This is a genomic window from Vibrio ulleungensis, from assembly GCF_016900875.1.
Classification (GTDB): Bacteria; Pseudomonadota; Gammaproteobacteria; order Enterobacterales; family Vibrionaceae; genus Vibrio; species Vibrio ulleungensis.
This window is the reverse complement of the sequence record NZ_JAFEUM010000001.1, coordinates 379,197-401,030: the sequence shown is the minus strand read 5'-3', so window position 1 is coordinate 401,030 and position 21,834 is coordinate 379,197. Positions and strand designations below refer to the sequence as shown.

Sequence of the window (21,834 nt, the reverse complement as noted above, 5' to 3'; positions counted from 1 at the left end):
TAATTAGTATGAATAGTATTGATAGTGTGGAATCTAGAAACTGGCGAAATGTTGATTTGAACCTATTGATCGCGTTTCACTATTTGTATGGCTGCCAATCCGTCTCTCAGGCCGCACAGCAAGCTCATGTGAGCCAATCGGCCATGAGCCATAGCCTAGCAAAACTCAGAACGTTATTTGACGATCCTCTTTTCTATCGCCGCGGCCATCAAATGCTACCAACGGAATACGCGGTTACGCTCGCTCCAAAGATTAAAGACATTTTGAGCCACATAGACCAAGAGTTATCTCACAATCATCAATTTGTTCCGTCTCAATTTGATGGACAGTTCAAAATTGGGCTGACCGATTACGCTGAATGGCTATTTGCCCCAGCCATCTACGACCATTTGCGCCAACTCGCTCCTTCGGCGCAAATCCTGTTTCATACAATCAATAGAGATAATTATCAGGCTCTATTTGATAAACAACGTATTGACGCCGCTATAGTGGGTTTCACCCCAGCATCAACAGGCTTCCAGCGCCAAACTTTGTACACTGAAGACCATGTTGTTTTATTCGATTCGACGATCGTTGATCGCCAGCAGCTTACTTCTGCCACAGGGTTTGCTCAACTTCCGCATGCATTGGTTAGCCCCGACGGCAGCGTAGCAACCAAAGTCGATACGATATTGAACGACCTTGGGCTGACTCGACAAGTAACGACGACCTCTGCCAGCTTCATGTCGATCAGTCGAATGTTACAAGGTCGCAGCATCATCGCTACATTACCTTCTCGGTTGGCCAAAGCCCTTCAACAGCATCACCAGTTAAGTTACTGCAAGCCACCTATAGAAATGGATGGGTTTGACGTTTCTCTTATTTCAGAGCAGCACCAACACACCACGCAAAAGGTGCAGTGGCTAACTTATGAGCTGTTAACGTTATTTAAAAAAAACTGACCCAATACTGAAACATTGCACTTTTAGACTTAGCTGAAGATTTTACACATTTTAGCTTTGAAAAATTATCAAGAGGTGCGAGGATGAGCGAAATTGTTACCAGTATGTTGGAAGTTAGTGTAATGCCCATTCATTCTCCGTTGTTAGTTGTCGGTCATCGTGGACTTTCTGGACACTATCCTGAAAATACTGCAAGCAGCATTAAAGCAGCTGCAGAAGAAGGACTCGCTTGGGTCGAAGTTGATGTACAACCCACAAAAGAAGGTGCCTTGGTGGTCACGCATGATCACACCTTAGAGCGCTGCAGCAATGGAACAGGTCGTGTCGACGAACATACCTTGTTGGATTTATACGAGTTAGACTTCGGGTTATGGAAAGGCCCTCAGTTTGAAGGTGAGTCTATTCTAACCCTAGAGGCGTTACTGCACCTCGCTCAGCAGTACGATTTAGGCATCAACTTAGAAATTAAACTGGATCGTACACAGCAGTCTGATGACACCATTAACAGTGTGGTAGATAACTTGCTCAGTACTCTTGAACATTTCGAATTTTCGAGCGACAAAGTAGTGATTTCTAGCTTCTGCCAAGCCGCACTGCGTGAAGTTCGTCGCCAGTCAAGCAGCGTGTGTATTGGTGTGTTAGCTGATCGATTAGGCAAAGATCATCTTCAGTTAATCGAAGAATTAGGTGCATACAGCTGTCATTTGAATCATTTTTGGGTGACCGAAACTCAGATTTCAAAACTAAAAAAGCTAGGGGTTAAAGTTTGGTGTTACACCGTAAATAAGCCGCACAAGTTTAAACACCTCGATCAAGTTGATGGCATTTTTACAGACTACCCAGAACGCTTTGCAGGTATCAAACCAACCAAAGCCATGACCAATAGCACTACTTAGGCGACGATATTTCTAAACGTAAAGTTGAGTCTCAACTGTTGACCCACTTTCGTCTTTGGCAAGGCGTGCATCCAGTGATGTTGAATAGCGCCCGCCATCACTAGCAGGCTGCCAGAGTCGAGCCAAAGCTCGTGTTTAGCACTTGTCAGCTTGTGTTTGAACACGAACTTTCTGCGCTGTCCTAAAGAGACAGAAGCAATTGTTGGTTCCTCACCCAAAGCGGCTTCGTTGTCTTGGTGCCAACCCATGTAGTCGTCGCCATTGCGATAGTAGTTACCCAACACACTATTAAAGTCTGTTCCGCACACAGACGATACAGCCTGACGCATCATAGCAAGCGATATAGGTAGCTCGCGCGGCTCTATTGTAAGGCCTGAATATCGATATGCGCGGCTACCGTAACCACAAATAAGCCTTGGTTGATCTATCCAGCGACCAAATAACCTAATTTGCTTTTGTTGCCAGTCCAATTGCTCAATACATTCGTTCGTCAGCGCCTTAGCGGCAGTAGGAGAAATGAAATTAGGCAATACAGCAATGCTACACCGACTCTCATCAGCAACCTGTTTCGGCAAGGTTAACCACGCTAACGGACTGTTTAGGTTATACATTGTGGATAGTTACCAGAGATTTGGGTCATCAAACGCTGCAACTGTCGTTAGGGTCATGCTCATGTCGGCGATATTCTCAGCAGCCAAGCTTTGCCCAAGCCAACCCATAGGGTGACTTAAGGGCTGAGGTGCAACAATCTTGTTGTTATCGATTTGCTCAAAACCTACTTTCCCATAAAAACTAGGATCACCATAAGTAAAGAGAAGCTCAACACCCTGATCGGCCAATGCTGAACGTGCAAATTGAATCAACGCCTGACCCACACCTTGGCCTTGCGCCTTAGTCGCTACAGCAACAGGAGAAAGCAGATACGCACTCTGTTGAGTCGAGGTTTCGAGCTTAGTCAAAATGATTGCCGCTTGTAATTCGGACTCTGTTGCACCAAAAACTTCAACCAACGACGGTTCGGTGGTGCTGAGAATTGCGGCAACTAAACCGCTGACGACCTGCCCTTCTTCGGCACTTTCTGAGTCGGTAAAGGTCTCTAGAAATAGAGACTTAAGTGATTCAATGTCTGGATGACTAATGTGAGAATAATCCATACTCACTCCTTAGTGGATTTGTTTCATTGATTATACTATCAGAGAGAAAGTCTAGGCCGAATAAAGTCAATAAACGCGGTGATCCGTTTAGACAGTGTAGATGACTTATAATACACCGCATTAACGCGCTCTCGGCCTGTATTACTGATAACGAAAGGGTGTAGTAAGCTTACTAGACGGCCCTGCTCGATGTCTTGGTGAACCATAAAACCCGAAAGGCACGCTATGCCATTGCCAGCTAATGCCAGTTGACGCAGGGTTTCACCATTGCTCACCATCAATTTGGGCACAACCGTTTCCATTGGCAATGGCCATTGGTTTAAGGTTTTACTCTCGGTAAAGCCAAGCAGTTTGTGCTGCGACAGATCGCTTACCTGTTTTGGCACGCCGTTGATCTTCAAGTAAGAGGGCGAGGCGACAATAAACAGTGGGCTTTCGCCTAGCAACGTAGAGTAAAGCGTAGAATCGTCCAACTGGCCGATGCGGATAGCAATATCGGTGCGTTTTTCCAATAAATCGACAATACCTTCATTGGAGGTTAATTCTAATTCTATCTCAGGATAAGCTGCGTTAAACTCGGCCACTAGAGGCACAAGTTGATGTAATACAAACGGGCTAGCCGCATCGACTCTTAAACGCCCTTTAGGCTGGTTTTTACGCTCAACGATCTCTGCTTCTGCCTGCTCTAGGTACGACAGTCCTTGTCTAATTTGCGCTGCAAACTGTCGCCCTTCTTCGGTCAATTCAATTCGACGAGTGGTTCGATTAAGCAAAGTAACCCCAAGCTGTTTTTCAATTTTACTGACAGTACGGGACACTTTGGCAACCTGAATATTTAGCATCGAGGCAGCGGCAGAAAACCCTCCACTATCGATAACGGTAAGTAAGATATTCAGTTCATCGGAGCGTGTGCGCATCGCTATCCGCCTCATTCATGGGTTGAGTGACGTTTAAGTTCAAATATAGCAATAATCGACGAGATCTAGTGCAATATTTAGCAACAATAATTTGATGGCACCAACTTTTTATGAACAGCGTACGTAAAAACAGTGCACTATACCTTTAAAGTCGCTAAAATCTCGCCAATTATCCCGACACAAATGAACACCGCGTTACCGCTACTATCATGAAATTTTTGATTGCCTTTATTGCTCTAATCAGTCCACTTGCCAACGCCAGCGTTGACCTCGTCAAAGTGGTCAAATCCCAAAATCGTATGTTTCTAATTTACGATGGGCAAGTCGTCAAAGAGTATCATGTCGCTTTTGGTCAAAACCCTAAAGGCCATAAACAAGAAGCTGGCGATCAACGCACTCCCGAGGGTAATTACACCTTAGATCTTAAGAAGGAAGACTCCGAGTTTTATCGAGCAATGCGCATCTCCTATCCAAACAATTACGATAAGATCATTGCCAAAAATAGAGGGGTTTCACCCGGTGGACACATTATGGTGCATGGACAAAAAAATGGTTTTGAACACCTAGAGTCATTTACTCAAACTGCTAACTGGACCGATGGGTGCATCGCTCTTACTAACCGTGAGATGGATGAGTTCATGCGTTTAGTGAGTATAGGCACCCCTATTGAGATCCGTTGGTAACCATTTCTCGCAAGCGACATTTAGCCCAATAAAGAAGGCCAGCCTAAGCTGACCTATATTTGGAGTGAGACCGCATAAGTGCTATTAGTTTCAAGCCGCATCTGGTCATATAGTATCCCTGATGGCTCTATATTAGCGTCACAGTAACTCAGTAAACTATCGCAGATCCTTACGTAAGATCTTACCTACCACCGATTTTGGCAGCTCATCACGAAATTCAACTTCCTTTGGCACTTTGTAGTTGGTTAGGTGCTTCTTACAGTGTTTACGCACTTCCTCAACGCTGACTGGCTGATTAGTCACAACCACAAGTTTTACACGCTCTCCTGTTACGTCATCGCTCACGCCAATCGCACCGGCTTCAACAATGTGTGGATGCAACGTAGCAACTGATTCAACTTCACTTGGGAAAACATTAAAGCCAGATACCAAGATCATGTCTTTCTTACGGTCTTCAATAAAAAAGAACCCTTCTTCATCCATACGGCCAATATCACCTGAGCTAAACCAACCGTCCTCAGTCAATACCTGCTTTGTCTCTGCTTCTTGATTCCAATAGCCCTGCATCACTTGGTCACCACGAATCTGGATCTCGCCAATGCCGCCCACTGGCATAGGAGCCCCTGATTCGTCGACAATTCTTAGCTCGGTACTTGGAAGCGGAACGCCAATAGACGGTTTAAAGTGCTGCTGAGTGTGGATACCTCCTGCTACTACAGGAGAACATTCTGTCAGACCATAACCTTCTACAACGGTCATTCCTGTTATCGATTGCCACTCTTCTGCAACATGTTGTTGCGTCGCCATACCACCAGCAATGGTTAAATTTGCACTGCTAAAATCTAGTTTTTTGAACCCTTCGTGGCGATTGAGCCCATTAAGCAAAGTGTTTAAACCAAAAAACGTGGTAAATGGATAGCGGCTCAGATCTTTCACAAACCCGTCCAAATCACGAGGGTTGGTGATAAGTAAGTTGGTTGCACCCATGTGCATCATCAGCATCATGCTGACTGAGTTAGCAAATATATGATAAAGAGGAAGTGGTGTAACTACATGTTCTTTGTCGCGCAACGTACGCGGAGAAAAGTGCGCATCGACTTGCAAGACATTGGCAACAATATTGCGGTGAGTTAATACTGCACCTTTTGCCACGCCCGTTGTCCCACCGGTGTACTGCAAGTAGGCGATGTCATCACCCGACAGTTCTGGCGCTTCAAACGGAAGCTTTTTACCGTTAGTGATCACTTTTTTCAGTGAGATCGCATTGGGTAAGTGATACGCAGGCACCATCTTTTTGATGTATTTGACAGCAAAGTTCACTAGCGTACGCTTGTAGGGTGCAAGCTCATCACCGATGTGGGTGAGTATCACGTGACGCAAACTGGTTTTACTGATCACTTTTTGCAAATTGTTGCCAAAGTTAGTTACTGCAACAATGGCGCTGGCACCAGAGTCACGCAATTGATGCTGTAGCTCTGTTGGCGTGTATAGAGGATTCACGTTTACGATGACTAAACCTGCTTTTAGTGCGCCAATCAAACAGATTGGGTATTGCAGCAAGTTTGGCATCATCAGTGCAATGCGCTCACCTTTTTTCATGCCCAATTCATTTTGCATATAAGCGGCAAAAGCATCACTTTTTTCGTTTAACTCTTTATAGGTCAAACTCTGCCCCATATTGACGAAGGCAGGCTTATCTGGATAGGTTTCAAAGCTACGATCGAACATCGACAGCGCATTTGGGTATTTGTCTGCGTCGATCATTGCGGGGACATCTTTCGGGTAACTTTTCAGCCAGAGTTGTTCGATCATGTATATTCCAAAACAGGTAGTCATTTTTTCGTGCAATAGAATACTCTATATCTAGGTAGTTCCACCGCAAATGAGCGAAAATTTGCGATCAATTGCCAGTTTTCCAAGCAGATCGTGTAACTTTCGTTCAACTACCTGCCGCGACGAGTCGCAGCTTGACCTCCCAGCGACGTGCACACTTTCAGTTACTATGGACAATATGCCATGCCACCGCTATCGTAAACAAAACGGTTATTAACTTTGGATTTAAATGAAAGACTACAATGCGTTACAAGTTTTTTTGATACTTATGCAAACCCATTCAACCAAACGAACGGCGCAGCGACTGGGTCGCTCTCAATCATACGTATCCAAAGTACTGGCTCAACTCCGAGAGAGTTTGGACGACCAGCTGTTTATCAGAAGCGCGGACGGTCTAATGCCGACAACCTACGCCATGAATATAGAGCCTAAATTGCAAGAAGCGTTTGATCAAATTGGCGTTGCTCTATCGCCGGAAGTCTTCGACCCAAAACAAGTCGATAAAGTTACATTACACATTGTGGACATTTACCTCACCCACATTGGTAAAAAGCTAATTCAAGCGATTCGCGCCCAAACCGATGCGATTATAGAGATCAGAACCTGGACAAATGTCACCGAATCTCTTATCGAGCAGGGAGACGTTGATATGGGGTTACACATATTAGGAGACAAGCCGCAAAGCATATATCAAAAGCGGTTGCACAGTGGCGTTGGCGTCTTTGACGGCAATCGCTCAGGCGAATACGTAAAGTACATCGTCAACGCCGTAAATGAGTACCGTAATCACTTCAAGACGATTGATCCTAGCATTGAAGCAACATTGATCATTGATAATCACCACTTAATGACTCAATTACTCGATAGCTGTTTTACCCTTCGCTACCAGCCTACAATTGAAGATATCGATGGTGTAAAACTGTCACTCGATGTTGCACTTATCATGAAATCCACCAAGCGACAGTCACCCAAAAACCTCTGGCTAATGAGTATAATCGAGCCTCTAGTGCTCGATTACATTAAAGATTGGAACGAGAAAGACGGCTTTTCTTAGTCACCACCTTTCAGTTCAATCACCAGTGCTTGATAGGGTTGCAGCGTAATCGACGATAAATTGGACGGGTCGAGGTCATAGTTATTCAACACGACCAACCCCAATTCGCCTTGATATTGCCTTTCAACGACCGCTTCGCTGAAATTGGCAACGATCAACAGCTGTTTTCCGTGGAAACAACGCAAATAGGCGTACACTTCACTGTCATCAGGATCGAGTAGCGTATAGCGTCCATACACAATCACATCACCATATTCACCGCTTTTGCGCAGCTCAATCAGCTTGCGATAGTGATGATAAATAGACTGTTGATCTCCTACTGCTTGCTGAGCGTTAATGGTTGCGTAGTTATCGTTCAGCGGCAGCCATGGCTTACCGTCAGTGAACCCTGCATTTTCAGAGTCTTGCCACTGCATCGGCACGCGCGCATGGTCGCGTGAGTATCGGTTAAGAAAATCGAGTGCTTCTTGCGGTTTTACCCCTTTGTCCATCAGCTTCTGATAATGGAACTTAGCCATTAAGTCGTTAAACTCGTCAATTGAGGTAAATTGTTTGTTGGTCATTCCTATCTCTTCACCCTGATAGACATAGGGTGTGCCACTCATCAAATGCAGCACCGTGCCCAACATTTTGGCACTGATGACACGGTATTGATCGTTATCGTTGCCATAGCGACTGACCGTTCGAGGTTGGTCGTGGTTGCTCCAGTAGACCGAATTCCAGCCTTTTTGGTAAAGGTCATTTTGCCAGCGACTCATGATTTCTTTGTACTGCACGAGATCAAATGGCTTAGCGACAGCGTTGTGCTCTTCACGATCGATACTTACATGTTCAAACTGAAATATCATGCTGATTTCTTTACGATCAGGGTGCGAGTAATAGCGACCATCTAACGTGGTAGTAAAGGGCGTTTCCCCAACGGTCAGCACATCATAGTCTTTCAATACCTGCTGGTTCATTTCACGTAGGTATTGGTGACAAAGATCGTTATTAGCCCAGTGTTCCCAACCTGCTACACCCGAGTCAAAAATTGTTGCGTCTGGGAAGTCGGCAGGTTTACCGATCATATTGATGGTGTCCATTCGGAAGCCACCTACGCCTTTGTCCAACCAAAAGCGCATCATTTGATAAATAGCTTCTCTTACTTCTGGATTTGCCCAGTTAAGATCTGGCTGCTTATTGGAGAAAAGGTGCAGATAATACTGACCAGAATCTTCGTCATAGGTCCATGCCTTAGGTTTAAAAAAGGATTCCCAATTGTTAGGCTCGCTGCCATCTTCTTTGGGATCTTTCCAGATATACCAATCGCGCTTTGGGTTATCCTTACTGCTTTGGGACTCGATAAACCAAGGGTGCTCGTCGGAGGTATGGTTGGCCACCAAATCCATGACAATTTTGATGCCTCTAGAGTTAGCCTGTGCAATCAACTCATCCATATCTTGCATCGTGCCAAACTCTGGAGAAATCGCTAAATAATCGGAAATGTCATAACCATTATCGTCCATTGGCGACTGATACACAGGGCTCAGCCAAATGACATCCGCACCAAGTTGAGCGATATAATCCAACTTTTGAATGATTCCTCTCAAATCACCCACACCGTCACCGTTACTGTCATTAAAACTGCGTGGATAAATTTGATACACCACAGAGTTATGCCACCACTTTCTCATAACTTGTTGTTTTGTAGTAATTAGCTCGCTCATACGGGACCTGCTGTGCGTTGAGAATATGCGCTTTAGTCTAGCGCTTTCAAACGCCGCTGTAAGAAAGATTGGTCACCAAACGCGCGGAAAATTGACTATCATCAAGATTATTGTTTGTTTTTCAGCCAAAAAGCGAGATCGCGCACACATCGGTATTTTTTGTACAGCAAACTTTTTACAGGGGTATATGGTTATTAGGGAAGTATATAACTAAGCAAATCAGAAGTTTGCATTCCTAGCACTTATGTAACATCACTTACATGGAGTTGACGATGAAATCTACCCTACTCTCTACAGCCGTAGCACTCGCTATAGCATCTACCTCTACCTTTGCTGCCGATCTTATGTTTGCCCCTGGTGAAGACGATCGCTTTAATTGGCAAAGTTTTGAAGAACTAAAAGCAATGGATCTAAAAGGTGAAACCATCACTGTATTTGGACCATGGCTAACTGCCGATAAAGATTTAGTTGAAAGTGTCATCGCCTATTTTGAGGCGGCTACTGGCGCGACCGTAAATTACTCCGGCTCTGACAGCTTTGAGCAACAAATTGCCATTGATGTGCAAGCTGGTAGTGCACCTAACATTGCTATTTTCCCTCAGCCTGGTCTTGCGGCTGATCTCGCGTCAAAGGGATTCTTGACGCCATTAAGCGACGAAACAGCACCATGGCTTGAAGCTAACTACGCCGCTGGCTCATCTTGGGTCGATCTTGGCACTTTTGCAGGTAAAGATGGGAAAGATGATCTGTACGGCTTCTTCTATAAAGTCGACCTAAAATCACTCGTTTGGTATGTACCAGAGAACTTTGAAGATGCCGGGTACGAAGTACCAGAGACTCTAGAAGATCTTAAAGCACTTACTGAGCAAATGGTCGCAGATGGTGAAACACCTTGGTGTGTAGGTTTAGGTTCAGGTGGTGCTACAGGTTGGCCTGCAACCGACTGGGTTGAAGATCTCATGCTTCGCACACAGTCTCCACAAGACTATGATAAGTGGACCACCAACGAACTTAAATTTAACGATCCTAAAGTGGTTGAAGCTATCGACGAGTTTGGTTGGTTTGTACTAAACGACAAATTTGTAGACGGCGGTTCTCGCGCTGTTGCGGCAACCGACTTCCGTGATTCTCCTAAAGGAATGTTTACGTCACCTGCGAAGTGTTACATGCACCGTCAAGCGTCATTCATTCCTAGCTTCTTCCCAGAAGGTACTGAGCTAGGCCTAGACGCGGATTTCTTCTACTTCCCTGCGTACGAATCTAAGGACCTAGGTAAACCAGTATTAGGTGCTGGTACCATGTTTAGTATTACTAAAGATTCGAAAGGTGCTCGCGCCTTTATGGAATTCTTGAAATCGCCTATCGCGCACGAAGTATGGATGGCTCAATCGGGCTTCTTAACTCCGTACAAAGGCGTGAACATGGACGCTTACGGTAACGATACGCTTAAGAAACAAGGGGCTATCTTACTTGATGCAACCACATTCCGCTTTGACGGTTCAGACCTAATGCCAGGTAAAATTGGCGCAGGCGCATTCTGGACAGGCATGGTGGACTACAGTGGTGGTAAACCTGCTAAACAAGTGGCCGATGAAATCCAGAAAACATGGGATGCACTGAAGTAATTCCATCGACAATAGGCTCCTTTTGATATGAGAAAGGAGCCTTTCTTGATTAATCAGCTCGTCAATAACTAACGAATAACGCGAGGTCACGATGGAGCAACTCTATTCATCACTGATTATTATGGTCATAGGTGTCGCGACCTGTGCGTTTTACTATGTTTTTTCCAACTGGCTACTGACTGTATTCTTCCCAACACGTAACGTCGCCAATGCAAAGATGGCCAAGAATATTCGCCGCGCGGCGGCTATTAGACCTTGGTTGTTTCTCTTTCCAGCACTGGCCTTTCTAACCCTTTACTTGATTTACCCCGTATTTGAATCGTTTTACTTATCATTGCATGACCGCAATGGTGACCAATTCGTTGGACTCTCGAATTACACATGGCTGTTTCAAAACCCTGAGTTTCAAGAGTCTTTGGTTAATAACTTACTGTGGCTGTTGGTTGTACCTGCCGCCTCCACCTTCTTTGGGCTTGTGATCGCCGCACTGACCGATAAAGTCAGCTGGGGCAACATTGCCAAGAGTCTTATTTTCATGCCGATGGCCATCTCGTTTATCGGTGCATCCATCATCTGGAAATTCATCTACGACTACCGAGGGCCAGGCTCTGAGCAAATTGGTCTACTCAACGCCTTCGTCGAGTTTTTAGGTTTTGCTCCTCAAGCATGGATCACCATTCCGTTTTGGAACAATTTCTTCTTGATGGTGATTTTAATTTGGATCCAGACTGGTTTTGCAATGGTGATTTTGTCTGCGGCTCTACGCGGGATCCCTGAGGAAACCGTCGAAGCGGCTGTCCTTGATGGCGCCAATGGTGTGCAGATTTTCTTTAAAATTCTTATCCCGCAAATTTGGGGCACCATTGCTGTGGTATGGACCACGATTACGATTTTAGTTCTCAAGGTATTCGATATAGTGCTGGCCATGACCAATGGTCAGTGGAGCACTCAGGTTCTCGCCAACATGATGTTTGATTGGATGTTTAGAGGTGGTGGTGACTTTGGACGTGGCGCAGCGATTGCCGTCATCATCATGATTGCCGTTATCCCTGTGATGGTTTGGAACATGCGCAATGCAAGCGCTGAAATGGAGGATAGATAATGAGCTCAGTGACTCCAAAAGCAGCGAGTTTTAGTTTTAGTGCTATGCGGCGCTCGCCACTCACCATACTGGTTCATGTGTCGGTATTGCTCATCGTCATAATGTGGACTCTACCCACCGCTGGCTTGTTCATTTCGTCATTTAGAGACAAAGATCAACTTGCACTTTCTGGCTGGTGGACCAGCTTAAGTGCTTCCGAGCAGAACTTAGTGGCGCGTACCGAAGACCCAGACCAACAGCGTGAAATGGATGGGAAATTTATATTAGAAGGGCAATTACTTGTCGCAGATAAGCCTACTGAAGTGATGGCGTTTGGCTTTTCGTCTCGTGAACCCAATAAGTTTCTACCGGGTGAAACTGCGGAGATGAAAAATGGCACACTTACCGTGACTGAAGACGGGCACTATCAAATGATCCAAGAGGAGCCCTTTACTGGCTCTCGAGGTAAGCGAGTATTCTATACCGCGGTCGTTCCACCAAAATTTGGTTTGGATAACTACCGCGAGGTACTTACTTCAGAGGGGATTGGCCGTTCATTCATCAACTCGTTGACCGTGACCATTCCTGCGACTGTTATACCCATCTTAATTGCGGCCTACGCAGCCTATGCGTTGTCGTGGATGAAGATGCCAGGTCGTAGCCTATTGCTGGCGGTTGTGGTTGGTTTGCTGGTGGTGCCACTACAAATGTCGCTCATACCGCTGTTGAGGTTATACAACGACATTGGCGCCGTATTCGGTGTAGGGGCCAAGACTTATCTCGGGATATGGCTCGCGCATACAGGGTTTGGCTTACCCTTAGCCATATATCTGTTACGCAACTACATTTCCAGTTTACCGCGAGAGATCATTGAGTCGGCCAAAGTTGATGGTGCAACAGACTTCGAAATATTTATGAGGATTGTATTGCCGCTATCGTTCCCTGCTTTGGCATCGTTCGGCATATTCCAGTTCTTGTGGGTTTGGAACGATCTGTTAGTCGCTACGGTATTCTTGGGAACCGGAGAAGAGCATATGGTGTTAACCGCTCGTCTAAGAGAGTTACTCGGTTCGCGTGGTGGTAACTGGGAAATCTTGACCGCATCGGCGTTTGTGTCGATAGCCGTACCTTTATTAGTCTTCTTCACACTACAGCGCTACCTCGTTAGAGGGCTGCTCGCTGGCTCTGTGAAATAGACACTTTTTCGTTGTACCTGATTAAAGAGAACAACCTATGACAGGATTAAGTCTAAAAAATATTAAAAAGGCCTACGGAAAAACCGAGGTTATCCATGGGGTTGATTTGGACATCGAACAAGGTGAGTTTGTTGTCTTTGTTGGACCTTCTGGCTGCGGTAAGTCCACTCTGCTCAGAATGATTGCGGGGCTTGAAGACATCACCTCTGGTGACATGTTTATTGAGTCGGCACAGGTCAATGATATGCCAGCGGCAATGCGTGGCATCGCCATGGTATTCCAAACCTACGCTCTCTACCCGCACATGACCGTCTATGACAACATGGCATTTGCCATGCGGATTGCCAAGCAAGACAAAGAGACCATCCATGAACGCGTCATGGATGCCGCCAGAATGCTGCAATTAGAGCCCTATTTAGATAGGCTACCAAAAGCCCTATCAGGCGGTCAAAGACAGCGCGTCGCTATAGGCCGAGCTATTGTCAGGCAGCCAAAAGTGTTCTTGTTTGATGAACCTTTGTCTAACTTGGATGCCGCGCTTCGGGTACAAACTCGAATCGAAATCGCTAACCTTAACGAGCAGTTGCCGCAGACCACTATGATTTATGTAACCCATGATCAGGTTGAAGCTATGACTCTCGCTGACCGAATCGTTGTCCTTTCGGCAGGCATTATCGAACAAGTCGGTACCCCACTCGAGCTGTATACAAGTCCTGCAAACGTCTTTGTTGCGCAATTTATTGGCTCTCCATCGATGAATATCGTTAGCTGCCAATGTCTGAAAAGTGGCGACACTACGCAGGTGAAAGCGCCCAGCGGATTGGACGTAACCATACCAATTCAGTCGCAAACGGGTATGATTGGTCAGCCTTTGAGTCTTGGCGTGCGCCCAGAAGATTATCAATTGGCGGGTGAACAAAGTGCCATGATCAGCGGTGAAGTTATGTTTGTCGAATCGCTCGGTGAAGTCACGCTTTTGCACATCAACGTTGAAGGTGTTGAACAAGCTATCATTGCGAAGTTGCCTGGTATTTACGATTTCCATAAGGGTGAGACCATCCACTTAACGGCTGACTTAGAAAAAGTCCACTTGTTTGACGAAAAAGGAATATCACTCAAACACTTAGCAAAATAACCACAGCAATATGATGGTTATCACAACAGCCCTCTGATCCCTGAACCATACTCAAGTTGGGTTTTCAGAGTTAGGGGGCTAACCATGTCTACACCGCATCACGCCAGTTTATCCATCGACAACCACCCCTGGTTCGAACACCACCGTAGCAGCGTAATATTTATCCTCGACGTTATAATATTCGCGCTACTTTATACCTATCTACCATTAGAGCATGACGTCACTGTAGGTCTGGCGATACTGGTGTTTATCGCCATTTTGTGGCTCACCGAAGCATTGCATGTCACGGTCACCGCATTGTTAGTGCCGATACTAGCGGTAGTATTTGGGGTATTTGATCTCCAAAATGCACTACACAGCTTTTCCAATTCGATAATATTTCTCTTCTTGGGCGGCTTCGCGCTAGCAGCGGCATTACACCGGCAGGGGTTGGATAAAATTATTGCAGACCAAGTTCTGGTGCTGGCGCGCGGAAAACTGCTTAATGCAGTTCTGTTACTATTTGGGACGACCGCATTGTTATCGATGTGGATCAGCAACACCGCAACTACGGCTATGATGCTACCGCTAGTGTTAGGTATTTTGACCAAACTTGACGCCAACAAGCAACATAGTGGCTATGTGTTTGTTTTATTAGGCATTGCCTACAGCGCGAGTATTGGAGGTATCGCTACAATTATAGGTAGCCCACCTAATGCTATCGCCGCCTCAGAGATGGGCCTAACCTTTACCCAATGGATGTCTTTTGGCGTTCCAGCGGTGGTCGTTTTGCTGCCAATCGCTATCGCAATACTCTATACAGTCTTAAAACCAGATCTTAGCGGTGAACTTGATTTTGCCACTACAGACATCAAGTTAAACAAGAATCAAAAGTTAGTCTTAGGGATCTTTGCGCTAACCGTGGGTGCGTGGATTTTTAGCAAACCTCTTAGTACGTTATTTGGTGGAACCGCCAAGTTTGATACCTTGGTTGCAATTACAGCAATCGTTGCGCTTGGACTGGCGAAGGTCGTTCATTGGAATGATATTGAACGAACCGCAGATTGGGGAGTGTTGTTGCTGTTTGGCGGTGGTATTTGTTTAAGTAACATCCTTAAAGCCACCGGAGCCAGTCTCTATTTGGCAACCACACTCAGCCTATTGATCCAAGATTGGCACACGGTTTTGATCATCGGCATGCTGGCTATGTTCGTGGTGTTTTTGACCGAATTTGCTAGCAATACCGCCAGTGCCGCACTATTGATCCCAGTGTTTGCTGGTGTCGCTGAAGCGTTTGGGCTATCGCCTATAATTGTGTCGGTACTCATTGCAGTGTCCGCATCATGCGCGTTTATGTTGCCCGTCGCGACGCCACCCAACGCAATTGTTTTTGGATCTGGTCATATACAACAAAAAGAGATGATGCGTATCGGTTTGGTGCTGAACCTATCCTGCATTGTCATACTGACCTTTCTGGTGAGTATTTGGTTGTAGCGACCCCCGCTGGTGCTGGCATTAGCTAAGTTATTACCACTTGTAAATACCTATTTTCGAATAAGCGATATTACATGTATTTGTCGGGGGCCAGAATAAAATGGCGTTCCTGTTCCCGATCAGTTCCTAAATCCATGAAAAAATCACTATTATTCCTTCTTCCGCTTGCTTTACCTGCAATCGCTGAAACCGACAACGAGCAAGAACTTCAAGACATGTCTGACCCATTAGCGGTTTATACACAGGCTGGTGCCGGCTATACCGATAAAGGCTTGAACATTAAAGTAGGCCAGACATATGATACCGGCAGCGACACCACTCTGGGCATGAACGTGTTTGAAATTAAAGGCTTTGCGGGTGAAGCGTTAGGCTGGGCCGATACTGCTGATAACAGCATCGATTCACTTAGATACCGTAATTTTGGCGTAGATCTCACCAACGGCCGCGGCTCGCAAGTCGATGTAAACTTAGCATTTACCGATGGTAATGGTGCGCAAGGCAGTGCTTCTTACAGTTTCATTCAGGCATTGCCTAAGATGGGACCAGTAATGCTGTATCCTCTTGCTGGTGCTGGTGTTGCATTTGGTGAGACGTTTGACACTACTCGCGATGATGCACAAGCACTCGATCGCTGGGATCTACACGGTACGTTTTACGTGGTAGGTATGTACAGCAAGATCGATGTGACTGACAAAATCTGGCTAAACTATAACCCAATGTTCATGGATAGCATTTCTGGTTCAGATATCCATAAGGATATTTTTGACAATGAGCTTCTGCATGAAGTCTCTGCGAGCTACCAAATTAATGGCCGAACCAACATTCGTTATTTCGCCAACTGGAACCAAGACTCAAACTTTGCCGATGGTGATCATCGAGTCGAAGTTAACTACCAATTTTAAGAAGGCCGATTTAAGCACGCCTTTCGCATAGAACAACAGGAGCCACAGTGCTCCTGTTTTTTTGGGTTCAAGTTTATACCAACGCGCTTTTATCATCTAACCTCAAAGGGAATAGATTATAAAGTCGACTAAATCCTATTTACTCCATAAAATTAACTTGTTAACTGTAAGGAGTAACAGACATGGCGTCAGAAAAAATTGAATTACCCGTTGGGTACTATTTAGAAAATTTTCGACGTTTAGTGGATCACGCCCAAAAGAATTATTCCTCGCTGATAACGGAACAAGAATCTTGTTGGCTAGCAACTTTTGCCTCTTTGTCTGTGCAAGGCCAACGATTGACTGTCAGACTGCTAACTCGTAAAGGAGTATGGTTTCGAAGTGATAAGCTGAGTTATCAAGAAATCCCCGATATTGAAGGAACGCTCACAGAGCTGCAAGATGCAGAGATAGTGCATCTCAATCCTCCACTGAGTGCTGCGGAGTTAGGCACACAACTATTAACCAAGAATGAAATTATTCAACGGTTTCCTGTCTCGAATAAGCAGTTAAAGAAACCGCAGCTTATCGAAGAGTTGTCACAGGCTGCGCAGGTTCATCACTGTTCTTTTACCATCGTCCAATTACTAGACAACGCGATACTTGACACCCTCCTACTGCTGTTTTTCGCTAACTATCATCAAGACCAGAGCCAGTTTATTCTCGAAGATCTTGGGGTACACAAGTTTGAAAACTATGCGCTGGACGAGCATAACCGCTTTTATCAGCATCGGCAGCAGTTAGAAAGTCTTCGACTATTTTCTCAACTGTCCGACGATTACTACGATCGATATCGCTCGTTGCCTAAAGATGACAAGATCAGTGCGTTAGAGCACTGGTACTCGCTTATAGACCACGATCGTAAACAGTACGCAGATCCGTCTGCACATTCATACACCCATACAAAAAGACAAAGTTTGGTTAACCTTATTGCTCGTGACTTCGAACGGTTAGGTATGCTCGACAAAGCGTTAGAACTGTTTAATGGTACCGAGCTTCCACCATCACGTGAGCGCCGTGCACGTATATTACTGCAGCAACAACGTATTAATGAGGCCTCATCGATTATTGATGAAATGCTCGAACGTCCTCTTAGTATTGAGGAACAAGAAGTTGCGCAGCGCTTACTCACAAAGCGGTTGAGAGCTCAAGGTGAAAAAGTGCCACGCACTTCAAAGCCTAGGGTAGATGAAGATTTCATTCAGCTAGATCTCTCGATACAAAGAGTGGAGCTCGCCGCTGCAGACTACTATCGAGCGCAGGGCTTTGAGGTGTATTACGTCGAGAATGCATTCTTGTGCGGATTATTTGGTTTACTGTATTGGGACGCTATATTTGCAGCTGTGGACGGTGCGTTCATCAATCCATACCAAGCACAACCTAAAAACCTTTACTCATCAAGGTTTGCTCAACTAAGGCAGGTAGAGCTAAATCGCTGTAGAGTACAGTTTGAACAACATGGTTATCGATCCCTATCGGACACGCTGAAAAGAAAACAGGATATATTGAATCCCTTTGTGTACTGGTCTTTGTTCAATCGAGAGTTACTGTCTCAAGCAGAGCAATGCTTACCGCCTGATACTCTCCTTCAACTCACGGACATCATTTTGAGTGATCGAAAAGCTTACCGCGCAGGCATGCCAGATTTAGTTGCCTTTAGAGATGGTCAAACATTTTGGATAGAAGTGAAGGGGCCTGGAGATAAACTGCAAGATAACCAGTGGCGGTGGATAAAGCATTTTCAAGCGTTACAGTTACCGATTAGAGTCTGCTATGTCAATCATCAATAGTATGAGTCTAGCCAAAGATGTTCATGATAAAAGTAAAACAATATTGTAACTAAACGCCCTATCTATCATACTGATTAAGCACGGATTTTGATACGCTACACAAAGAGATGGAACATGAAATCAACCACCCAAACACCCAACAATAATGTATTGCGTTGGGCAAGAGTATTGCTAAAGGCATTGATTGGACTCGCAATTTCTGTCGGATTAACCGTTGTAGCGGTCGCGTTTATCCCTAGTGCGTTCAAGTTTGGCTTAAACATAACTTTAGATTTACTGTCAGAGCAAAAATTCACCATCTACGATGTCAGCAACCGACAGCAACTGGTTGAACATTTCGAATTATCCAATCCCAACAACGACGACCATCTGTTGTTTAATCAACTATCAGAAAAGTTTGATCATACTCGACAGCGCGATACTTTTTTTGCGCGGATGTTTGTCGCACTTGACCACCCAGAGGTGTGCCAATACACCTTTATAGGAAAGCACCGTTTATACAATATTGCTTGGGTGGTACAAGCGAATGAATGCCGAAAGAAACACATCTGTAAGGATAAAAGTAAGCAAGAGTGTAAACTTCTTCTGGAGAAAAGAAGTTGAAAAGTAAACTGATCAAGTTTGTTTGGCTGGTCATTGCAATCAGCGCCATTACCACTACACAAAACATCATCTCCAATTATTCACTCGACGAAATGCAAGCGTTGGTCGACGAGAATTTCTATCCGCTTATCGCAGCCTATATACTTCTTATTAGCGTTAGAGGGCTGTTGTTCATTCCCACTCTACCAATCATCATAGTCATGGCGAGTTCGCTGCCACCACTTATGATGTTTGGCGTAACGTTGTTAGCCTCATGCTGCTCTTGCTACTTAGTGTGTTTGGCTGTGGATCATTTTGATATGAACAAGCGGATCGAGAAACTGCCTCAAAAATCCGTTGATAAAGCACAACGTTGGATACAACGATTAGGTGTACCAGCCATTGCTGGTTGGGCATTCTTCCCTTTTGTGTTTACCGAACTGATCGTGTATTTATCTCGGATCTCGGGAATAAAACGCAAGCACATTGTTTTTGCCGCTGGGTTGGGTGAAGGTTTGCTTATTGCTGGCATTATTTATGTCACCGACTGGTTTGTCACCTTCACCTTGTAAGCCTAATCAACCATGCCAAAACGCAAAAAGCCAACCCGAAGGTTGGCTTTTTAGTATTCTTTTTTTCTCTTACTTACTGATGCGCTTTTTAAGCTTTTTCAGTAGAGAGGGTTTACGTGCAGGCTTCTTGTAGTTCATGTAATCTTCTTGAACGCGTGCTGCTACAGCTTGACCTAATAGTGCTACACCAAATTCGTAACTCATAATGCTTCTCCTAATCTTCTTTTCATCTTGCTCATCGGCTATGTTGTAAATTTACATAACAACCAAACAAAAATCAAGATATAGATCACATTTATTTTGCATTTTGCCTAATTATGTGTGATTTAGGTCGATTTTTTTGTAACCATAAACCATTTTCGTAATTAAATTACACAATTATCCGGTGAAATTGGCAATGTACTACATTTTTTACGATCACCTTGCCCGTTAGTATTGCCTAGGTGAACACTATCTACCACGCATAAAAAAAGAGCACGATGTGCTCTTCATTAATAATAGGAATGAGGTGATTATCAGCTACGTTTAGGCTGGCGATAGGTTTTCCCAGCAATCTGATAGATCTCTTTCGCACTATATTCGAATTGAGATTCAAAAAACCACGCGACAAACTGGATTACATCATCACCTTCGTTCATGACATGCTCAAGAAATTGCTCGCTATTGCCTTCGTCGTCTGTCTGCTCGGTCACATGGTAAATGCGCAGCTGCCCATCCAATTCGGCAGCGCTAAACTGGCCTTTTAGAGATTGGGCGGCATCGCTGATTTCTTCATGCTCACTCTGAGCGAAAAACTCAAGCGCTGGCGCTAATCCTTTGGTTTGAATGGCTTGCTTTATAATCGCTTCAAATTCGGCGTGTTGCACATCTATTTCCTCTAACTCGATGGTGAAGCGAGATTGTCCTCTTTTCCTTCGCTTTGAGCAAGTGTTGGCAATTGTTTAAGCATAATATCCAACTCATTACGCTTGGCGATAAATTGTTTGATCTGGTCGCCTTCAATACCATCCGCCATCGGGATGTTTGCTCGCATTGCATTAACAGGGCGATTATTAACCAGCAATTCAAAGTGTAAATGTGGACCCGTCACACGACCAGTTTGGCCACTTAGCCCGATTCGTTGGCCTCGCGAGACTTTTTGACCAGTTCTTACTAGGATTCTGCTAAGGTGTAAATAACGGGTTTTGTAGTTGGACCCATGGTCAATCACAATGTATTTGCCCGCATAGGGATGGTCGCGCACCATGACAACTGTACCATCGCCTGTCGAGTTTATTGGCGTACCATTTGGGGTACCAAAGTCGGTACCATTATGAGGCGTCACTTTGCCCGTTACTGGGTGCTTACGATTAGGGTTGAAACCCGAGGTAATTCGATAACCGTTGACTGGATTACGAATAAAGGCACGCTGTAAACTTTCGCCATTGGCATCGTAATATTGACCATCGTCATGCAGGTACGCACTGATTTTATTTCGACGGCTGTTAATTACAATTGCTTCAATTTCCTTGTTTCCAGTGAGTTTTCCATCAATGGACTGAACTCGCTGGATCACGCCAAACTCATCCCCGGCTTGTAGATCGCGAGCAAAATTAATCTTATCTCCAAGCAAGTCTGCGATTTGAGCGATTTGATAGCTGCCTAAGCCTGCATTGTTAGCCGATAAAGAAAAGCTGCCATGCACCTCTCCCTTAATGACCTGCTGCTTCCAATCACCTTTGACCTGAATATCCTGATAGCCAAACCCATTGTCACCGTCTCGCTCATACCTCACTTTATGCGCCAGCGAAAACTCAATTTCCATCTGATTGAGTAAACCGTTTCCTTCATCAATCCAGAAACGAAGTGTATCGCCAGGCTTTAAGGTATCCAGTGCCAATACATTGAGATCCGCTTCCATAACCGAAAGCAATTGAGAGTAGCCGATGTCAAATTTGTCAAAAATGGTGCTTAAGGTATCCCCTTTTTGAATGGTGGTTTCAAAACTTGGCGGGGAGAAGGGTGATGTGTCAGATTGCTCGGTCGACTTCGACACCTCAACGTCAGGCTCTGCGTTAAGACGAGTAAAGCGTGGGGTGATCTGGTCTTCAAGATCCAGCTCTACCTGTTTTCTGTTATTGGCGTCACTAGCCCAAACAAGTGCGGAAGTAATCAGACCAAGAGTTGCGGTCATTACCAATGTATTTTTAAACAAACGAGCCAAAATAAGTCGAACCTAAAACGAAGCTGCAGAATCCAATGGGACAAAAATATAC

The 21,834-nt window shown here is 45.0% G+C and carries 21 protein-coding genes; 13 read left to right on the top strand and 8 right to left on the bottom strand.

Annotated features, from left to right (window positions below; all coding sequences use genetic code 11):
• The first annotated feature begins 8 nt into the window (after positions 1 to 8).
• Together JQC93_RS01945 and JQC93_RS01940 are read left to right on the top strand one after the other, a co-directional pair.
• On the top strand, positions 9 to 941 hold the full coding sequence (locus tag JQC93_RS01945) for a LysR family transcriptional regulator (protein ID WP_205156778.1): 933 nt from the start codon (positions 9 to 11) through the stop codon (positions 939 to 941).
• An 83-nt stretch (positions 942 to 1,024) separates the two neighbouring features.
• A complete protein-coding gene (locus JQC93_RS01940; RefSeq protein ID WP_236009244.1) occupies positions 1,025 to 1,837 on the top strand; it encodes a glycerophosphodiester phosphodiesterase family protein in 813 nt (270 codons plus the stop codon).
• Here JQC93_RS01940 and JQC93_RS01935 read toward each other — a convergent pair.
• Genes JQC93_RS01935 through JQC93_RS01925 form a run of 3 tightly spaced genes read right to left on the bottom strand, consistent with a single transcriptional unit; the run spans position 1,834 to position 3,908 of the window.
• The gene (locus JQC93_RS01935) at positions 1,834 to 2,448 is read right to left on the bottom strand and encodes an alpha-ketoglutarate-dependent dioxygenase AlkB family protein (RefSeq protein ID WP_205156777.1); all 615 of its coding nucleotides are present in this window, start codon (positions 2,446 to 2,448) and stop codon (positions 1,834 to 1,836) included. The two genes, JQC93_RS01940 and JQC93_RS01935, sit on opposite strands and share 4 nt — an antisense overlap.
• A 9-nt stretch (positions 2,449 to 2,457) precedes the next feature.
• A complete protein-coding gene (locus JQC93_RS01930; RefSeq protein ID WP_205156776.1) occupies positions 2,458 to 2,991 on the bottom strand; it encodes a GNAT family N-acetyltransferase in 534 nt (177 codons plus the stop codon).
• A 38-nt stretch (positions 2,992 to 3,029) separates the two neighbouring features.
• Positions 3,030 to 3,908: a LysR family transcriptional regulator gene (locus JQC93_RS01925; protein WP_205156775.1), complete on the bottom strand. Its 879-nt coding sequence runs from the start codon at positions 3,906 to 3,908 to the stop codon at positions 3,030 to 3,032.
• A 209-nt stretch (positions 3,909 to 4,117) separates the two neighbouring features.
• Between JQC93_RS01925 and JQC93_RS01920 the strand changes: the two genes are divergently transcribed.
• Positions 4,118 to 4,591 (top strand): L,D-transpeptidase family protein, encoded by a 474-nt coding sequence (locus JQC93_RS01920; RefSeq protein WP_205156774.1) that lies wholly within the window; start codon positions 4,118 to 4,120, stop codon positions 4,589 to 4,591.
• A 156-nt stretch (positions 4,592 to 4,747) separates the two neighbouring features.
• Here JQC93_RS01920 and JQC93_RS01915 read toward each other — a convergent pair whose 3' ends face one another.
• Positions 4,748 to 6,400, bottom strand: a complete 1,653-nt coding sequence (locus tag JQC93_RS01915) for an AMP-binding protein (protein WP_205157359.1) — start codon at positions 6,398 to 6,400, stop codon at positions 4,748 to 4,750.
• 253 nt (positions 6,401 to 6,653) lie between these two features.
• On the opposite strand from JQC93_RS01915, the gene JQC93_RS01910 reads away from it, so the two are divergent.
• Positions 6,654 to 7,478 (top strand): LysR family transcriptional regulator, encoded by an 825-nt coding sequence (locus tag JQC93_RS01910; RefSeq protein ID WP_205156773.1) that lies wholly within the window; start codon positions 6,654 to 6,656, stop codon positions 7,476 to 7,478.
• Here the strand turns inward: JQC93_RS01910 and JQC93_RS01905 are convergent.
• Complete coding sequence (locus JQC93_RS01905) at positions 7,475 to 9,184, bottom strand: glycoside hydrolase family 13 protein (RefSeq protein ID WP_328832958.1); 1,710 nt, start codon at positions 9,182 to 9,184, stop codon at positions 7,475 to 7,477. The genes JQC93_RS01910 and JQC93_RS01905 overlap by 4 nt on opposite strands.
• Positions 9,185 to 9,456: 272 nt before the next feature.
• Here JQC93_RS01905 and JQC93_RS01900 point away from each other — a divergent pair, with 272 nt between their 5' ends.
• The 9 genes from JQC93_RS01900 (at position 9,457) to JQC93_RS01860 (ending at position 19,579) form a co-directional block, all read left to right on the top strand.
• Positions 9,457 to 10,809 carry an ABC transporter substrate-binding protein gene (locus tag JQC93_RS01900; RefSeq protein ID WP_205156772.1) on the top strand — a complete coding sequence of 451 codons (1,353 nt, stop codon included), beginning with the start codon at positions 9,457 to 9,459 and terminating at the stop codon, positions 10,807 to 10,809.
• Positions 10,810 to 10,900: 91 nt separating this feature from the next.
• Positions 10,901 to 11,911 (top strand): carbohydrate ABC transporter permease, encoded by a 1,011-nt coding sequence (locus JQC93_RS01895; RefSeq protein ID WP_205156771.1) that lies wholly within the window; start codon positions 10,901 to 10,903, stop codon positions 11,909 to 11,911.
• The gene (locus tag JQC93_RS01890) at positions 11,911 to 13,086 is read left to right on the top strand and encodes a carbohydrate ABC transporter permease (RefSeq protein ID WP_205156770.1); all 1,176 of its coding nucleotides are present in this window, start codon (positions 11,911 to 11,913) and stop codon (positions 13,084 to 13,086) included. Before JQC93_RS01895 ends, JQC93_RS01890 begins: the two co-directional genes overlap by 1 nt.
• Before the next feature lie 37 nt (positions 13,087 to 13,123).
• A complete protein-coding gene (locus JQC93_RS01885) occupies positions 13,124 to 14,221 on the top strand; it encodes an ABC transporter ATP-binding protein (RefSeq protein ID WP_205156769.1) in 1,098 nt (365 codons plus the stop codon).
• 84 nt (positions 14,222 to 14,305) lie between these two features.
• A complete protein-coding gene (locus JQC93_RS01880) occupies positions 14,306 to 15,694 on the top strand; it encodes an SLC13 family permease (protein ID WP_205156768.1) in 1,389 nt (462 codons plus the stop codon).
• Positions 15,695 to 15,828: 134 nt separating this feature from the next.
• Positions 15,829 to 16,596: a hypothetical protein gene (locus tag JQC93_RS01875; protein WP_205156767.1), complete on the top strand. Its 768-nt coding sequence runs from the start codon at positions 15,829 to 15,831 to the stop codon at positions 16,594 to 16,596.
• A 182-nt stretch (positions 16,597 to 16,778) separates the two neighbouring features.
• Complete coding sequence (locus tag JQC93_RS01870; protein ID WP_205156766.1) at positions 16,779 to 18,425, top strand: VRR-NUC domain-containing protein; 1,647 nt, start codon at positions 16,779 to 16,781, stop codon at positions 18,423 to 18,425.
• A gap of 114 nt (positions 18,426 to 18,539) precedes the next feature.
• The gene (locus JQC93_RS01865) at positions 18,540 to 19,028 is read left to right on the top strand and encodes a hypothetical protein (RefSeq protein ID WP_205156765.1); all 489 of its coding nucleotides are present in this window, start codon (positions 18,540 to 18,542) and stop codon (positions 19,026 to 19,028) included.
• Positions 19,025 to 19,579: a TVP38/TMEM64 family protein gene (locus JQC93_RS01860; protein ID WP_205156764.1), complete on the top strand. Its 555-nt coding sequence runs from the start codon at positions 19,025 to 19,027 to the stop codon at positions 19,577 to 19,579. The genes JQC93_RS01865 and JQC93_RS01860 overlap by 4 nt, the downstream gene beginning before the upstream one ends.
• Before the next feature lie 69 nt (positions 19,580 to 19,648).
• Here JQC93_RS01860 and JQC93_RS20355 read toward each other — a convergent pair whose 3' ends face one another.
• The 3 genes from JQC93_RS20355 to JQC93_RS01850 form a co-directional block, all read right to left on the bottom strand.
• Complete coding sequence (locus JQC93_RS20355; RefSeq protein WP_268980136.1) at positions 19,649 to 19,783, bottom strand: hypothetical protein; 135 nt, start codon at positions 19,781 to 19,783, stop codon at positions 19,649 to 19,651.
• Positions 19,784 to 20,094: 311 nt separating this feature from the next.
• Complete coding sequence (locus JQC93_RS01855) at positions 20,095 to 20,445, bottom strand: hypothetical protein (RefSeq protein WP_205156763.1); 351 nt, start codon at positions 20,443 to 20,445, stop codon at positions 20,095 to 20,097.
• A gap of 11 nt (positions 20,446 to 20,456) precedes the next feature.
• Positions 20,457 to 21,752 (bottom strand): peptidoglycan DD-metalloendopeptidase family protein, encoded by a 1,296-nt coding sequence (locus JQC93_RS01850; RefSeq protein ID WP_205156762.1) that lies wholly within the window; start codon positions 21,750 to 21,752, stop codon positions 20,457 to 20,459.
• Between the last annotated feature and the right edge of the window lie 82 nt (positions 21,753 to 21,834).

Excerpts from the sequence above, each read along its gene's own strand:
- JQC93_RS01945 (WP_205156778.1), top strand. The coding sequence starts at position 9 with ATGAATAGTATTGATAGTGTGGAATCTAGAAACTGGCGAAATGTTGAT.
- JQC93_RS01940 (WP_236009244.1), top strand. The coding sequence starts at position 1,025 with ATGAGCGAAATTGTTACCAGTATGTTGGAAGTTAGTGTAATGCCCATT.
- JQC93_RS01935 (WP_205156777.1), bottom strand. The coding sequence starts at position 2,448 with ATGTATAACCTAAACAGTCCGTTAGCGTGGTTAACCTTGCCGAAACAG.
- JQC93_RS01930 (WP_205156776.1), bottom strand. The coding sequence starts at position 2,991 with ATGGATTATTCTCACATTAGTCATCCAGACATTGAATCACTTAAGTCT.
- JQC93_RS01925 (WP_205156775.1), bottom strand. The coding sequence starts at position 3,908 with ATGCGCACACGCTCCGATGAACTGAATATCTTACTTACCGTTATCGAT.
- JQC93_RS01920 (WP_205156774.1), top strand. The coding sequence starts at position 4,118 with ATGAAATTTTTGATTGCCTTTATTGCTCTAATCAGTCCACTTGCCAAC.
- JQC93_RS01910 (WP_205156773.1), top strand. The coding sequence starts at position 6,654 with ATGAAAGACTACAATGCGTTACAAGTTTTTTTGATACTTATGCAAACC.
- JQC93_RS01905 (WP_328832958.1), bottom strand. The coding sequence starts at position 9,184 with ATGAGCGAGCTAATTACTACAAAACAACAAGTTATGAGAAAGTGGTGG.
- JQC93_RS01900 (WP_205156772.1), top strand. The coding sequence starts at position 9,457 with ATGAAATCTACCCTACTCTCTACAGCCGTAGCACTCGCTATAGCATCT.
- JQC93_RS01895 (WP_205156771.1), top strand. The coding sequence starts at position 10,901 with ATGGAGCAACTCTATTCATCACTGATTATTATGGTCATAGGTGTCGCG.
- JQC93_RS01890 (WP_205156770.1), top strand. The coding sequence starts at position 11,911 with ATGAGCTCAGTGACTCCAAAAGCAGCGAGTTTTAGTTTTAGTGCTATG.
- JQC93_RS01885 (WP_205156769.1), top strand. The coding sequence starts at position 13,124 with ATGACAGGATTAAGTCTAAAAAATATTAAAAAGGCCTACGGAAAAACC.
- JQC93_RS01880 (WP_205156768.1), top strand. The coding sequence starts at position 14,306 with ATGTCTACACCGCATCACGCCAGTTTATCCATCGACAACCACCCCTGG.
- JQC93_RS01875 (WP_205156767.1), top strand. The coding sequence starts at position 15,829 with ATGAAAAAATCACTATTATTCCTTCTTCCGCTTGCTTTACCTGCAATC.
- JQC93_RS01870 (WP_205156766.1), top strand. The coding sequence starts at position 16,779 with ATGGCGTCAGAAAAAATTGAATTACCCGTTGGGTACTATTTAGAAAAT.
- JQC93_RS01865 (WP_205156765.1), top strand. The coding sequence starts at position 18,540 with ATGAAATCAACCACCCAAACACCCAACAATAATGTATTGCGTTGGGCA.
- JQC93_RS20355 (WP_268980136.1), bottom strand. The coding sequence starts at position 19,783 with ATGAGTTACGAATTTGGTGTAGCACTATTAGGTCAAGCTGTAGCAGCA.
- JQC93_RS01850 (WP_205156762.1), bottom strand. The coding sequence starts at position 21,752 with ATGACCGCAACTCTTGGTCTGATTACTTCCGCACTTGTTTGGGCTAGT.